Source organism: Burkholderia sp. HAN2018 (genome assembly GCF_024704855.1).
Taxonomy (GTDB): Bacteria; Pseudomonadota; Gammaproteobacteria; order Burkholderiales; family Burkholderiaceae; genus Burkholderia; species Burkholderia cepacia.
Genome location: NZ_QOBB01000084.1, coordinates 1 through 14,580 on the forward strand (window position 1 = coordinate 1; position 14,580 = coordinate 14,580).

Below are 14,580 nucleotides of genomic sequence, written 5' to 3' on the forward strand. Positions count from 1 at the left end.
CGGAGGCCGGCCGGAAGGCCGTTCAGGCCGGCGCGCACGCGTCGAGCAGCCAGCGCCGGAACACGTGGGTCGCGTCCGGCTCGGGCCGCTGCGGCGGCCGTACGAGGAAGTAGCCGCGCGACGTGACGACCGGCGCGTCGAGGAGCTTCACGAGCTGCCCGGACGCGACGAGTTCGTCGACGAGCGGCGCCCAGCCGAGCGCAACGCCTTCGCCGAGCAGCGCCGCATGGATCACGAGCGCATAGCTGTTGAAGGTCACGCCGCGCGCGGCGGCTGCCGTGTCGAGGCCGTGCGCGTCGAACCAGCCGGACCACGACAGCCAGCGCTCGGGGCGCGTCGGCTGCACGTGCAGCAGCGGCAACGCGAGCAGGTGGTCGGCCCGGGCGACGTGCGGGTGCGCGTCGCGGAACGCGGGCGAGCACACGGGCGTGACCGATTCCGGAAAGAGCCGCGCGGCCGTGCACGACGGCCAGTGGCCGTCGCCGAACAGGATCGCGATGTCGCCGTGGTCGCGCTGCGCGTCGTAATCCTGCGACGTGACGACCCGCACGTCGACATCCGGCATCACGCGCTTCAGCCCGGCCAGGCGCGGCATCAACCAGTAGGTGGCGAAGCCGAAGTCGGTGACGATCGTGAGCGCGCCGTGCTCGCGGCGCGCCCGCAGTGTCGCGGTGGCGCCGCGCAGCGTGTCGAGGCTCAGCCGCACCGCTTCGTACAGGCACTCGCCGTCGGCCGTCAGCGTGACGCCGCGCGGGCTGCGCTCGAACAGCGGCACGCCCAGTTCGGCCTCGAGCTGGAACACCTGCTGGCTCACGGCCGGCTGGGTGGAGCCGAGCTCGCGCGCGGCGGCCGTGAAGCTCGCGAGCCGGGCAGCCGATTCGAACGCGCGCAGCGCCTGCATCGACGGTAACGGTTCGGATTTCGACATAAGTCCCTCTAATGGCCCCATAAGGGCCGGACGCCTTCCCGCGCGAATTCGGGCGGGCGATAGTGCATCGGACGGTGCGGCACACGTGCTTCACGGGCTGCTTCAAAGGCTGCTTCAAAGGCTGCTTCACGGCCCGCTTCACATTCTGCTCCACGGTGGGGCACGCAACGCATTCCGCGATTCTAGCCAGCGCGGCGTGCCCGCGCGGCACTTTCGTCGGGCCGCTTCCGTCATGCCGGACGTCTCGCTGCGCGAGCGGCGCGCCGTTCCATTCGAACACCGTTTTCCCCACGACTGCCGATGACGAACCCGACACCCAACATCCTGATCCTGATGGCCGACCAGCTCACGCCGTTCGCGCTGCCGGCCTACGGCAATCGCGTCGCGCGCACGCCGACGCTGGACCGTCTCGCCGCGCAAGGCGTGGTGTTCGACGCCGCCTATTGCGCGAGCCCGCTGTGCGCGCCGTCGCGCTTTTCGCTGCTGACCGGCAAGCTGCCGTCGGGGATCGGCGCCTACGATAACGCCGCCGAATTGCCGGCGCAAACGCTGACGTTCGCGCACTATCTGCGCGCGGGCGGCTACCGGACGATGCTGTCCGGCAAGATGCATTTCTGCGGGCCCGACCAGTTGCACGGCTTCGAGGAGCGGCTCACGACCGACATCTATCCGGCCGATTTCGGCTGGGTGCCCGACTGGGACAGCCCGGCGGAGCGGCCGAGCTGGTATCACAACATGAGTTCGGTACTCGACGCGGGCCCGTGCGTGCGCACCAACCAGCTCGATTTCGACGACGAGGTCACGTTCGCCGCGAAGCAGAAGCTGTACGACGTCGCGCGCGAGCGGGCGGCCGGGCACGATGCGCGGCCGTTCTGCATGGTCGTGTCGCTGACCCATCCGCACGACCCGTATGCGATCACGCGCGAATACTGGGATCTCTATCGCGACGACGAGATCGACCTGCCGGCCGTGCGCCTCGACGCGGCGGAAAGCGACCCGCATTCGCAGCGGCTGCGTTTCGTCTGCGAGAACGACCGCACGCCGCCCACCGACGAGCAGATCCGCGCCGCACGTCGCGCGTACTACGGCGCAACCTCGTACGTCGACACGCAGTTCGGCAGCGTGCTGGCCGCGCTCGAACAGTGCGGATTCGCCGACGACACGATCGTGATCGTCACGTCCGACCACGGCGACATGCTGGGCGAACGCGGGCTCTGGTACAAGATGACGTTCTTCGAGGGCGGCTGCCGCGTGCCGCTGATCGTGCATGCGCCGGGCCGCTTCGGCGCCGCGCGCGTGCGCGGGCCGGTGTCGCACGTCGACCTGCTGCCAACGCTCGTCGACCTGGCCGGCGCCGCCCCCGCCGGCGGCTGGCCGGACCCCGTCGACGGGGCAAGCCTCGTGCCGCACCTGAACGGCACGCCGGCGCACGAAGTTGCGCTCGGCGAATACCTCGCGGAAGGTGCGGTCGCGCCGGTCGTGATGATCCGCAGCGGCGACTGGAAGTACGTGCATTGCCCGGCCGATCCCGACCAGCTCTATCACCTTGGCGACGACCCGCGCGAGCTGACGAACCTCGCCGGCGCGCCGGAAGCCGCGGACGTGCTGGCCGCGTTCCGTGCGCAAGCCGCGCAGCGCTGGAACCTGCCCGAACTGGATCGGCAGGTGCGCGCGAGCCAGCGGCGCCGCCGCTTCCATTACGCGGCGACGACGCAGGGCCGCATCCACGCGTGGGACTGGCAGCCGTTCACCGACGCGAGCCAGCGCTACATGCGCAATCACATCGAACTCGACACGCTCGAGGCGATGGCGCGCTTTCCGCGCATCGGGCGTTGAACGGACCACATCGCGATCATTGAAGAACGACGGAGGAAGCGAACCATGAAACGGCAACGCAATGCAGCAATCCGAAGGATCGGCGCGGCGCTCGCCGCCGCCGCGTGCGTGGCGGCGACGCAGCCTGCGCACGCGGCCGACCCGCAGACGTGCGGCGACGTGAAGATGGCCGCGCCCGGCTGGACCGACATCGATGCGACGAACGCGATGGCGGGCGTCGTGCTGAAGGCGCTCGGCTATCGGCAGGACGTGGCGAACCTGTCGGTGCCGATCACGTACCAGGGGCTCAAGAAAGGGCAGGTCGACGTGTTCCTCGGCAACTGGATGCCCGCGCAGGCGCCGCTCGTGAAGCCGTTCGTCGACGAGAAGTCGATCGACGTGCTGCACGCGAACCTGAGCGGCGCGAAGTTCACGCTCGCGGTGCCCGACTACGTGGCCGCCGCCGGCGTGCATACGTTCGCCGATCTCGCGCGCCATGCGGACCGCTTCGGCGGCAAGATCTACGGGATCGAGCCCGGCGCGCCCGCGAACCAGAACATCAAGCGGCTGCTGTCCGACCATGCGCTCGGGGCCGCGAACTGGTCGCTCGTCGAATCGAGCGAGACGGGCATGCTCACGCAGGTCGAGCGCGCGGTGCGCGACAAGCGGTGGATCGTGTTCCTCGCGTGGGAGCCGCATCTGATGAACACGAAGTTCCACCTGACCTACCTGTCGGGCGGCGATGCGTATTTCGGCCCGAACTACGGCGGCGCGACGGTCAATACGGTCACGCGCGCCGGGTTCGCCGGCCAGTGCGCGAACCTGGCGCGGCTGTTCCGGCAGATGACGTTCTCCGTCGACGTCGAGAACCGGATGATCGCCGACATGCTCGACCACAAGACGTCGCCCGCGCTCGCGGCGCAGCGTGTGCTGAAATCCGACCCGGCGCTGGTTGCCGGCTGGCTGGACGGCGTGACGACGGCGGCGGGCGCTCCGGGCCTGCCGGCGGTGCGCGCGGCCCTCGACGGGCACTGATTCCCTCCTTCCGGGCGGCCGGTTTCGACCGCGCCGCCCGTCTACGTGTTTTCCCGAGCGGGTCGCATCGTGACCATTTGGTGTCGCCTTCAGACGGGTGACGCGAAATATGGGTTTGTATTTTTCGCCAATGGCTGCGTTATTGCGGAAAACGAAATGCCGAAGCCAGCGGGCGTACCGAATTCGAATCCACCGGCGCATCGCAGCACGCGCCGGGACGAGATTCTTTCCATCGAACGGTTCAGGGAGGGTGGTCGACAATGAAGCACACCAAAGTTGCCGTAGCCGCCGCGCTTGCATGCGCGGCCTGCGTGCCTGCCATCGGGCATGCGCAGAGCAGTGTGACGCTGTACGGGATTCTCGACGCGGGCATCACGTACGTGAACAACACGGGCGGCTCGCACGTGGTCAAGTTCGACGACGGCGTCGCGTACGGAAACCGTTTCGGCCTGAAGGGCACGGAAGACCTCGGCGGCGGCCTGAAGGCCGTGTTCACCCTCGAGAGCGGCTTCCGCCTCGGCACCGGGCAGCTCGGCTTCGGCGGCGCCGAATTCGGCCGGCAGGCGTATGTCGGCCTGCAGAACGACTGGGGCACGCTGTCGTTCGGCAACCAGCTCGACATCACGAACGAACTCGTGTCGATCTACAACATCTCCGCGTGGGGCAGCGGTTATGCGATCCACCAGGGCGACTTCGACCGCTTCAACGGCGACCGCCTGCCGAATTCGGTGAAGTTCCTGTCGAACGACCTCAGCGGCTTCAAGTTCGGCGCGATGTACTCGTTCGGCAACGTCGCCGGCAACTTCCACCGCAACAGCGCATGGAGCGCGGGTGCGAGCTTCACGAAGGGCGACTTCTCGATCGGCGCCGCGTACACGCGCCTGAACAACCCGAACGGCATCTATGCGTTCGACCCGTACGCGATGATCGGCACGCACACGTTCCTCGGCCAGCAGACCGTCACCGTCGATCCGGCGACCGGCGCACGCACCGACCTGTTCGCGAACACGCCGATGAACGTCGACAGCCAGGGCACGTTCGGCATCGGCTCGAGCTACACGATCGGCAAGCTGACGCTCGACGCCAACTTCTCGTACACGACGATCAAGGGTTTCGGCCAGTCGTCGCACATGCAGGTGTATGAAGGCGGCGGCCTGTACCAGTTCACGCCGGCGCTGAGCCTGATCGCGGGCTACCAGCACACGCGCTTCGAAGGCCATCACTGGAACCAGGGCACGGCGGGCCTGCATTACCTGCTGTCGAAGCGTACCGACGTGTATATCTCCGGCGATTACCTGCGCGCGTCGCAAGGCGTCGATGCGGTGGTCGGCTACAGCTTCACGCCGTCGACGACGCAGACGCAGGCCGACGTGCGGATCGGGATGCGCCATTCGTTCTGAGCGGGGTGGTGTGAGGTTGTGACGTCTTCAGCGAGGTCTCTCTTTGGCGCGAACCGAGGTTCGCGCTTTTTTTTGCCTGACTGGGGTGAGCGGGCACGAGAGCCGTCCGGTCACGGCCCGCTGCCGGACGACTGTCCGACGGTATTGACCGGTGCCGTCTATAGACGCTAGCATCGTCCCCATGCTTGATCGCGCCCGTTTCCTCTCTTCGCTGCTCCGCGCATGTTGTCAGAACATGCCAGGGGGAAGTTGCGTCCAGCGAACTCGCTGAACATTCAAGCAATCGCCTTCCGGCCGCCTGTGATGCAAGACAGGCGGCCTTTTTGTTTTTGGGGCCGACACCTTCGGACGGAGAAACTCGATGCCGCTTGCGCTGTATGACACCTGGTCGCGTACCGTACGCCCGTTCACGCCAATCCGGGCCGGGCAGGTCGGCATGTACTGCTGCGGCCCCACGGTCTACGACGACGCCCACATCGGCAACCTGAGAACCTACGTATTCGAGGATCTGCTGCGCCGCGTACTGGTGCGCAACGGATACGAGGTGCGACACGTCGTCAACATCACCGACGTCGGCCACCTGACTTCGGATGCGGACGAAGGCGAAGACAAGATGGAAAAGGGCAGCCGCCGGACCGGCGAATCGGCGTGGGCCATCGCCCGGCGCTACACCGACGCTTTCGTGCGGGACTGGCGCGCGCTCCACCTGCTCGAGCCGACGGTCTGGTGCCGCGCCACGGATCACATCGCCGAACAGATCGCGTTCATCGATACGCTCGACCGGGGCGGCTACGTCTATCGCACGGACGACGGCCTCTACTTCGACACCAGTCGGCAGGATGACTACGGTTATCTCGCGCGGCTCGACCGCGCGGGGTTGCAGGCGGGCAAGCGGGTCGCGCTGGGCGACAAGCGGAGCATCACGGATTTTGCGTTGTGGAAGTTCAGCCCGGCCGGCGTCAAGCGGCAGATGGAATGGGACAGCCCGTGGGGGCGCGGCTTTCCGGGCTGGCATATCGAATGCTCGGCGATGTCGGCGAAGTATCTCGGGACGTTGTTCGATATCCATTGCGGCGGCGAGGATCATATCGCCGTGCATCACAGCAACGAGATCGCGCAGACGCGGGCGGCCCACGGCACGAACCTCGCGAATTACTGGATGCACGGGCACTTCCTGACGCTCGACGCCGATGCCAAGATGTCGAAGTCGAGCGGCGATTTCGTTCGTCTGCAGACCTTGCAGAGCCGGAATATCGACCCGCTCGCGTACCGTTACCTGTGCCTGACGGCCCATTACCGGAGCAAGCTGCATTTCACATGGGCGTCGCTCGACGCCGCGCACACCGCGCTGAACCGGCTTCGGCACCTGTATGCCGGCTGGCCGGACGGAGGGCGCGTCGATGCGGATTTCGCCGCGCGATTCGACGCCGAAGTGAACGAGGACCTGAATCTGCCCAGGGCGCTCGCGGTGCTCTGGGATCTGGTCAGGAGCAACTTGCCACCCGCGACGCTGAAAGCGACCGTGGACAGCTTCGACGCCGTGCTGGGCCTCGGTCTGCGCGCATGGCGGCCGGTTGCGCCCGACATTCCGGAATACGTTCGCGGGTTGCTCGCCGAACGCGAGCGCGCGAGAGCGGACAAGGACTGGGTGCAGGCCGACCGGATACGGGAAGCGTTGAGCGCGCAGGGTTGGCGAGTCGAGGACACCCCGGAAGGTCAACGCCTGTTCGGCATCGCCGGCGGCGCGACCGACGAGGGCGTTCCGCCTCGCTGAAGCCCGCGGCCGCCTGCATCGGAAGATCCCGTGCCCGAGCCGCCATCCGGCGGCCGCGATCGACGCGGCCGCCGGATGCGTCGCTCCCCGAGTCCGCGCGATGTTGCGGGCCACGTCCCCGGCCGGTTTTGCGCGCTTGGCATATCATCGCGATTTCGCCGCGTCCGTACCGTTGTCGCGCGCATGCATCGGCGTGCGCAGTCGCTTTCCCGAACGGTGCCGGCGTGCCGCGCCGACCGCCGAAACCTCGATGACCGACTCCGTGCCCGATCCCAGTCCTTTATCCCCGTTGCCCGTCAACCTGTTCCGTCACGCACCGTTCCAGCGCTTCTGGGGCACGCGCGTGATGTCTTCCCTGGCTTTCCAGATCCTGTCGGTTGCAATCGGTTGGTACGTCTACGCGCTCACGCACAGCGCGTTCGCACTCGGTCTCGTGGGCCTCGCGCAGTTCGTGCCGATGTTCGCGCTGACGCTCGTCGTCGGGCAGGTGGCCGACCGCTACGACCGCCGGCGCATCGCGACGATCTGCCAGGCCGTCGAGGCGCTGGCCGCCGGCGTGTTCCTGCACGGTGCCGCGCAAGGGTGGCTGGCCGCGCCGGCCGTGTATGCGCTCGCGGCGATCGTCGGCACGGCCCGCGCGTTCGAGTCGCCGTCGGTGTCGTCGCTGCTGCCGGCCGTCGTGCCGCGCAGCGACCTGCCGCGCGCGACCGCGTTGTCGACCTCGGCGAACCAGGCCGCGCAGATTCTCGGGCCCGCGTTCGGCGGGCTGCTGTATGGCGTCGGCGCGCCCGTCGCGTTCGGCACGAGCGTCGTCGCGTTCGCGGTCGCGGCGGTGTTGAGCGGCACGATTCCGCTGCGCGGCGCGCCGCCCGCGCGCGAACCGGTGACGCTCCGTTCGGTGTTTTCAGGCATCGCATTCATCCGGCGCGAACCGGCGATCCTCGGCGCGCTGTCGCTCGACCTGTTCGCGGTGCTGTTCGGCGGCGCGACCGCGCTGCTGCCGATCTACGCGCGCGACATCCTGCAGGTCGGGCCATGGGGGCTCGGAGCGTTGCGCGCGGCGCCGGCGGTCGGCGCGCTCGCGGGCACGCTGTGGCTCACGCGCTTTCCGCTCAAGGGCCGGCCCGGCCGCGCGATGTTCGGCGGCGTGATCGCGTTCGGCATCGCGACGATCGTGTTCGGGCTGTCGAGGAATTTCGTGTTGTCGCTCGTCGCGCTGGCAGCGCTCGGCGCATCGGACGTGGTGAGCGTCGTCGTGCGCCTGTCGCTCGTGCAGCTGCGCACGCCCGACGACATGCTCGGCCGTGTCAGTGCCGTCAACTCGCTGTTCATCGGCACGTCGAATCAACTCGGCGAATTCGAATCGGGTGTGACGGCCGCATGGTGGGGCGCGCCGGCCGCGATCGTCGTCGGCGGCGCGGCGACGATCGCCGTTGCACTCACGTGGATGCGGCTGTTCCCGCAGCTCACGACCATGAAGTCGCTCGAGCGCGACGCGTGACGGACGTCACGCGTCCTGCGTCACGCGCACGGCCGTGCCGTAGCAGAGAACTTCCGTGACGCCCGAGCCGATCTCGGTCGAGTCGTAGCGCATCGCGACGATTGCGTTCGCGCCGAGCTTGCGGGCGTCGGCGAGCATCTTGTCGAAGGCCTGCTGGCGGGCTTTTTCGCACAGCGACGTGTAGAGCGTGATGTTGCCGCCGAAGATCGTCTGCAGCGATGCGCCGAACGAACCGACGATCGAGCGCGAGCGCACGACGATGCCCTGGGCGACGCCGAGCGAGCGAACGGTCGTGTGGCCGGGCAGGTCGAACGCGGTCGTGACCCGGGCGGGCGACAGATCGTCGATGGAGCGGGAGAAATCGGTCATGGCGGGAAGCGTGTAGCGAAGTGGTCGAACGGGGATTCTATCCGGACGAGGCGGCGTACCCGGTTCGACGACGGGGCAACGCCGCGACCGCGGAGAACGCTTCGCGACGGAAGCATATGCAAACCGCGAGCACACGCTTCCGTCATTTCCGGACGAACAGCCCGGCCGCACGCCGTCAGGGCGTCACGGTCGCACTGCCGTTGCCGCCGAGATCGACCGCGTAGGCCAGCGCGAGCTTGCCGAACTTCAATGCATGGTTCGCCTGCCGATCCGAATTCTCCAGCGTGTCGTTCACGGTATGGATATACGGACTGTCGTTCTGATCGGCCTCGAACGGAAACGACGCCGGATACCCTTGCGCATTCCACGACGCATGATCCGAGCACGCATACCCGCACTGCGACGTGCCGATCGCGAGTTCCGGCAGGTAGGTCTTCGCCAGATTCGTCAGGTAGGTGTTCTGCGACGCGTTCGTGTAGTCGGTGATCAGGTAGATGTCCTTCGGGTCGCCCTTGTAGTTCGTCATGTCGAGCTGCAGCACGCCGACCACGTTCGCGTTTTGCGCACGAAACTGCTTCGCGATCGCCTTCGAGCCGAGCAGGCCGGCTTCCTCGGCCGCGTACCCGACGAACTTGATCGTCCGCTTCGGCCGGTAGTTGTTCGCCAGCAGCACGCGCAGCGCTTCGGTGAGGCTGGCGATGCCCGACGCATCGTCGTCCGCGCCGGGCGAGCGCGTGTTTTCCGTCGTGCGCCCGACCGTCGAATCGAGGTGGCCGCCCAGCACGACGGTGCCCGCGGCCGGATCGCTGCCGCGGATCGTCAGGATCACGGATTTCTGCGGAAAGCCCGTATGCGCGAACTGCTCGACGGTGATGTCGGCGCGCGAACCGGCCAGCTGCTTCCACTGCAGCGCGAGCCAGTCCGACGCGGCGACGCCGTGCGACGTCGTGTAGTAGCGGTTCGTGAAGCCGGACAGCGACGTGATCGTGCCGACGATGTTGCTGGCCTGCAGCTGCTGGATCCACGTGCCGATCTGCGGCGCGTTCGAAACCTTGTACGTGGAAGCCGCGGCCTGCTTCGCGAGCGGCGTCGGCAACGGCTGAAGTGCCTGGCGCGCGTCGTCGAACGAGTCGTGCACGACATAGCCGGGCCCGTGGCCGCGCGTATGGTGGACGGCGTGGGCCAGCTCGCCGAGCCGCGAATCGTCGATTTCGACGACGTGCACGGTCTCGCGGCGCGCCGTGCCGTCGGCCGCCTTGCCGACGTCGAGGGTCGTGCTGTATTGCGCGGTGGCGCTTGAGTCGATGCGTTGCAACTGGCGGAACGCCGCGTCGCCGAGCGTGATCCATACCGGCGTCGCGTGCGCGGCGGCGGTCAGCAGCATGGCGCCCAGCGCGGCGCTCAGGCGGGTGAGTTTCAGAGTAGGCATGTTCGATCTCGTGAGGATGGCGATGTCGATGAAGGGAGCGCGTCACAGGTCGTGCGATGCGCCCCCGCCTGCTGCGGGATTACGACTTCTTCGGTACGGTCACGCCGTACGTGCAACTCTGGTTGTACGCATTGCCGATCGCGGTCAGCTGCGCGCTGCTGTAGCCGAGCGCGGACGCGGCCGTCAGCACCGCCTGCGCGGCGGCCTTCTGGTTGGTCGAGCCGTTGGTCATCGACAGCCCCTTCAGGAACGCCTTGTCCATCGCCTGCGCACCGATCGCGTCGCGCGCGACGAGGTTGCACGAGGCCCAGTACTGGCCGGCCGTATGGATCTCCGCGCCGCGTGCCTGCGCATAGGTGCGCCCGACGTTCCAGTTGGTCACGCGGCCGCCCCAGAACTCGTTGTGGCCGTCCCAGTTGTAGACCCAGTGGTACTGCGCATCCGACGGGCTCCACTGGTTGAAGTCGCGGCTGTACGCGGCGGCGAGATAGTCGCCGGTGCCTTCCGACAGCCCTTCCTGCTGCGACAGGCCGCCGTTCGTCACCCAGTCGTGGATGCCGTGGCCGAGTTCGTGGATCACGACGTCCGCATCCTCCGCGTCGTCGACGCCGCCTTGCCCGAAGGTCAGCCGGCCGCTGCTCGACGAATACGACGAGTTGTCGTCGCCCGATTCGCCGTGCGGGTCGTACTGCACGCCGCCCGTGTACTGGTACGGCAGCGCCTTGATGCCGAGCGTCTGGTTCACGTAACGCAGGAACGTGTCGATGTGGTAGTACACGTTCACCGCCTCGAAATACAGGTTGCCGCGCGTGAATTCGAATGCGGGGGTCGACTGCGCGGGGCACGCGTTGTCGCGCGGCGCGTCGAAATCGACGCATGCCGCATACGGGCCCGACAATGAATAACGCGCACCCGACTGCGCGAGATCCTTCAGCGTCACGCGCACGCGCGCGGCGGTGAGTTGCGACGAATCGACGTCGTTGCTGTCCTTGTAGCCCGTGCTGCCGTAGCTGCTTTTGGTCGGCGACAGCGGGTCGGGCCGGAACACGAAGCCCGTGCCGTCGGTCGCGTAGAACGCCTTGTCCTCGGCGCGCAGCACTTCGCCGCTGCCCGAGTCGATCAGCAGTTCCCAGTCGCCTTTCGGGCCGTCGTTCGGGCGGCCGCGCACTTTCCACGCGGTATGCGTGCCGGCCTTGTCGACGAAGGCGACGAGCTGTGCATCCTGGTTCGTGAAGCCGCTCACGCCGAGATACGCGCGTGCGCGGTCGAGCGCCTGCTGCTGGTCGACGGCCTGCGCCTTGCCCGACTTCGCGACCACGCCGTTGATCGTGTTGCTCGCGACGTACAGGATGCGGCCGTCCTTCGCGACCGTCACCGCGATTTCGCTGCCGTACACGGGCAATCCGGCTGCCTGCTGCTGCAGGCGCACGACGGTGAACTCGGCGTCGCTGCGCTCCGACGTGACGACGAGGCTCGCGAGCGCGGTCGCGTCGAGCCCGAGTTGCGCGGCCTGCGACGCGACGAAGTCGCGGGCGGTGGCGGCGGGCGTCGCGGCGGCCTTCTTCGCGCGATAGGCGGGGTTGTACAGCGTGACGGCGACGCCGTCCGCGCGGAACTGTCCGGCGGCCGTATCCGACCTGGCGGCCGGCGGCGCGACGCCGCGTGTCAGGCTTTCGCGCAGGCTCGTTGCCTGCGGATTCGAGACTTTCGTATCGGCCGCGGTGCCGCCGACGATGCCGAAACCGAGCGCGAGACCCAGGGCGAGCGGCAGTGCTTTGCATGATGTCTGCATACGTGATCCTCATCTCAACGGTTGGACACGCCCGCGCGTTCGTGGCACGCAGGCACGACACGGCCCGCGCGCCGGCTCGATGGAGCCGGTGCGGCGAAGCGGTGTTGGGAGCGTCGACTGACTAAGGAAACCTAAATGTCAGGTCGAAAAGAAACCGGCGGGAGCAGCGGGTGAAACGCGGGAAGAGGCGCGCGCGAAGCGGCGAACGAAGAATCGAACGGCAGGCAGGTGCGGCGACGGTGAATCGAGCATCGTCATGTCATACCCCTCGGATCGAATCGATATCGGTGGCAGCCTGCCGAGATGCGGCATGCATGTCGTTAGGCTGCCTATCTAACTTTTTTTGGTATGTTACAGAATATTTTCAACGACATTCCAGTTTATTTTCGATGACCTCTTCAGTCCGTCGATCAATCGCCGGCATTGTTCAGCGAGCGGCGGGAAACGTTGCCGAAACGCGCAATTCCGTGCTGGATTGTGCTTGAAACCCGTGACGATCAGCGCGTCGCGCGACGGTCGCTGCGCGGGCTCAGGCCGAATCGCGCGCGATACGTGCGCGAGAAATGCGACGGCGATTCGAACCCGCACGCGACGCACACCGACGTGATGCTCATGTCGGTCTGCTGCAGCAGTTCACGCGCGCGATCGAGCCGCAGGTTCAGGTAGAAATGCGTCGGCGTGTCGTTCAGCGTCGCGCTGAACAGCCGTTCGAGCTGGCGCCGCGTGATCGACACCTCCTGCGCGAGCGCATCGGAGCCGAGCGGGTTTTCCATGTGCCGCTGCATCGTGCCGATCACCTGGATCAGCTTGCGGTTGTGCACGCCGTAGCGCGCGGCGATCTCGAGCCGCTGGCTGTCCGAGCGCTGCCGGATCCGGCTGACCACGAACTGCTCGGAGATCGCCGCCGCCAGATCGGCACCGTGCCGCCGCCCGATCAGGTCGAGCATCATGTCGATCGACGCGGTGCCGCCCGCGCACGTGATGCGCCGGTCGTCGATCTCGAACAGCTCCTGCGTCGCGTTCAGGCCGGGGTAGCGTTCCCGGAACGCGGCCAGCGCTTCCCAGTGCAGCGTGAGCGGCTGTGACGCGTCGAACAGCCCGGCTTCCGCGAGCACGAAGCTGCCCGTGTCGATGCCGCCGAGCGTTGCACCATGACGGTGCTGGCGGCGCAGCCAGTCGCCGATCGCGCGCGTGTAGCACACGAGCGGATCGAAGCCGGCGACGACGAACACCGTATCGACCGTTTCGACCTCCGCGCACGCGGCTTCGGCGGCGACCGGAATGCCGTTGCTCGCGGCGACGGGCGCGCCGTCGGCGCTGATCACGTGCCAGCGATAGAGCTCCGTGCGAAAGCGGTTCGCGACGCGCAGCGGTTCGACCGCGGACATGAAGCCGAGCGCGGAAAAGCCGGGCAGCAGCAGGAAGTGAAAATCCTCGGGCATCGGGGCAGGCAATGGAATCCGGTGGTCGTCGCGTGTCGCGCGGGGCGGGGAACGGTCAGCCGGAGATTATCGCGGGTTTTGCGCGGCCTCAGCGCGTTTTTGCGCCGCGCGCGGAACGGCGCGCGGTGGTCGACGGCAACTCGCCGAACTGCGCCTTGTAGGCGTTCGCGAAATGCCCGAGGTGGATGAAGCCCCAGCGTGCGGCCGCGTCGCTGATCGGCAGGTCGGCCTGCCGCGTGTCGAGCAGCATCCGTCGCACTTGCGACAGGCGCAGCGATCGCACGTAATGCAACGGGCTGGTCTGCACGACCGACTGGAAACTGTTCTGCATCGTGCGCCGGCTCACGCGCAATTGCGTGCACAGGCTCAGCACGTCGACCGGGGCTTCGGGATGGTCGATCACGTAGTCGTGCACGCGGCGCACGATGTCGGCGCGGCACGCATGCGTGAGACGGTTCGACGGCTCGGGAATCCGGTACGTGAGGAGATCGACGAGCACGTTGCCGATAGCGCCGCGCAGTTCGCGCTGCGCGCGTGCGTCGCGGAAGGTATCGGGGGCCGACAATACACGCTCGAGGTGCGTCGCGATCTGCACGCTCGCGCGCATCAGCACCGCGGTGGGCATGTCGACGACGCCGCGCCGCAACGTGGCTTCGTCGAGGCGGACGTCGGCCGCATCTTCGATCTGCTGCATCAGTTCGCCGTTGGCGACGACACCGATCAGCGACATGTCGTCGGGCGAGTGCAGCTCGAACGGAGTGCCGCCGCGCGCCAGCACCATCGTGCCGCGTTCGATGCGCGTCCCGCCGAATGCGAACGCACCCGAGCCGGTGAGCGGCATGCCGAACACTGTCTGGTCGTGCGGCAATCTTCCGCGCTGGATGATGCGAACGTTGGCGGCTTCCTGGAACAGCTGCACGCTGTCCAGCACCGCATGCTTGACCGCGCTGCGATACGCGCCGGAGCCGATCTGGTCGTAGCGCTGGTTCCAGCCGCGCAGCGCCTCGGCATGCTGGTCCGCGTTGTCGAACCTCTCGTGAAACACGAACACAGCGCCTCCGGGTGCGTCGATCAGGACCGCGCAAGATTAAACCG

General features: G+C 67.4%; 11 protein-coding genes. 5 read left to right on the forward strand and 6 right to left on the reverse strand.

What is annotated here, in order from left to right; all coding sequences use genetic code 11:
• Positions 1-22: 22 nt before the first annotated feature.
• Positions 23-928 (reverse strand): choline sulfate utilization transcriptional regulator, encoded by a 906-nt coding sequence (locus DPV74_RS20945; RefSeq protein ID WP_027789721.1) that lies wholly within the window; start codon positions 926-928, stop codon positions 23-25.
• Positions 929-1,228: 300 nt separating this feature from the next.
• On the opposite strand from DPV74_RS20945, the gene betC reads away from it, so the two are divergent.
• The 5 genes from betC to DPV74_RS20970 all read left to right on the forward strand — a co-directional run bounded on the left by betC (position 1,229) and on the right by DPV74_RS20970 (position 8,453).
• The gene (gene betC, locus DPV74_RS20950; protein WP_059698422.1) at positions 1,229-2,764 is read left to right on the forward strand and encodes a choline-sulfatase; all 1,536 of its coding nucleotides are present in this window, start codon (positions 1,229-1,231) and stop codon (positions 2,762-2,764) included.
• 45 nt (positions 2,765-2,809) lie between these two features.
• Entirely contained in the window at positions 2,810-3,778 is a 969-nt protein-coding gene (choX, locus tag DPV74_RS20955) for a choline ABC transporter substrate-binding protein (RefSeq protein WP_119337883.1), read from the forward strand.
• Between the two features lie 260 nt (positions 3,779-4,038).
• Complete coding sequence (locus tag DPV74_RS20960) at positions 4,039-5,178, forward strand: porin (RefSeq protein WP_027789718.1); 1,140 nt, start codon at positions 4,039-4,041, stop codon at positions 5,176-5,178.
• A 361-nt stretch (positions 5,179-5,539) separates the two neighbouring features.
• Positions 5,540-6,952, forward strand: coding sequence for a cysteine--tRNA ligase (gene cysS / locus DPV74_RS20965; protein WP_119337885.1), 1,413 nt, complete (start codon positions 5,540-5,542; stop codon positions 6,950-6,952).
• A 250-nt stretch (positions 6,953-7,202) separates the two neighbouring features.
• Positions 7,203-8,453: an MFS transporter gene (locus tag DPV74_RS20970; RefSeq protein WP_119337896.1), complete on the forward strand. Its 1,251-nt coding sequence runs from the start codon at positions 7,203-7,205 to the stop codon at positions 8,451-8,453.
• 6 nt (positions 8,454-8,459) lie between these two features.
• Here DPV74_RS20970 and DPV74_RS20975 read toward each other — a convergent pair whose 3' ends face one another.
• From DPV74_RS20975 to DPV74_RS20995, 5 genes are all read right to left on the reverse strand, one after another.
• The gene (locus DPV74_RS20975; protein WP_027789715.1) at positions 8,460-8,822 is read right to left on the reverse strand and encodes a YbjQ family protein; all 363 of its coding nucleotides are present in this window, start codon (positions 8,820-8,822) and stop codon (positions 8,460-8,462) included.
• Between the two features lie 175 nt (positions 8,823-8,997).
• Entirely contained in the window at positions 8,998-10,251 is a 1,254-nt protein-coding gene (locus DPV74_RS20980; protein ID WP_119337886.1) for a M20/M25/M40 family metallo-hydrolase, read from the reverse strand.
• Between the two features lie 79 nt (positions 10,252-10,330).
• Entirely contained in the window at positions 10,331-12,043 is a 1,713-nt protein-coding gene (locus DPV74_RS20985; protein WP_119337887.1) for a M36 family metallopeptidase, read from the reverse strand.
• 497 nt (positions 12,044-12,540) lie between these two features.
• Positions 12,541-13,485: a GlxA family transcriptional regulator gene (locus tag DPV74_RS20990; RefSeq protein ID WP_021161470.1), complete on the reverse strand. Its 945-nt coding sequence runs from the start codon at positions 13,483-13,485 to the stop codon at positions 12,541-12,543.
• 88 nt (positions 13,486-13,573) lie between these two features.
• Complete coding sequence (locus tag DPV74_RS20995; RefSeq protein WP_119337888.1) at positions 13,574-14,536, reverse strand: helix-turn-helix domain-containing protein; 963 nt, start codon at positions 14,534-14,536, stop codon at positions 13,574-13,576.
• Between the last annotated feature and the right edge of the window lie 44 nt (positions 14,537-14,580).

What these genes read in the sequence shown, in the direction of transcription:
- DPV74_RS20945 (WP_027789721.1), bottom strand. Translation starts at nt 928, where the DNA reads ATGTCGAAATCCGAACCGTTACCGTCGATGCAGGCGCTGCGCGCGTTC.
- betC (WP_059698422.1), top strand. Translation starts at nt 1,229, where the DNA reads ATGACGAACCCGACACCCAACATCCTGATCCTGATGGCCGACCAGCTC.
- choX (WP_119337883.1), top strand. Translation starts at nt 2,810, where the DNA reads ATGAAACGGCAACGCAATGCAGCAATCCGAAGGATCGGCGCGGCGCTC.
- DPV74_RS20960 (WP_027789718.1), top strand. Translation starts at nt 4,039, where the DNA reads ATGAAGCACACCAAAGTTGCCGTAGCCGCCGCGCTTGCATGCGCGGCC.
- cysS (WP_119337885.1), top strand. Translation starts at nt 5,540, where the DNA reads ATGCCGCTTGCGCTGTATGACACCTGGTCGCGTACCGTACGCCCGTTC.
- DPV74_RS20970 (WP_119337896.1), top strand. Translation starts at nt 7,203, where the DNA reads ATGACCGACTCCGTGCCCGATCCCAGTCCTTTATCCCCGTTGCCCGTC.
- DPV74_RS20975 (WP_027789715.1), bottom strand. Translation starts at nt 8,822, where the DNA reads ATGACCGATTTCTCCCGCTCCATCGACGATCTGTCGCCCGCCCGGGTC.
- DPV74_RS20980 (WP_119337886.1), bottom strand. Translation starts at nt 10,251, where the DNA reads ATGCCTACTCTGAAACTCACCCGCCTGAGCGCCGCGCTGGGCGCCATG.
- DPV74_RS20985 (WP_119337887.1), bottom strand. Translation starts at nt 12,043, where the DNA reads ATGCAGACATCATGCAAAGCACTGCCGCTCGCCCTGGGTCTCGCGCTC.
- DPV74_RS20990 (WP_021161470.1), bottom strand. Translation starts at nt 13,485, where the DNA reads ATGCCCGAGGATTTTCACTTCCTGCTGCTGCCCGGCTTTTCCGCGCTC.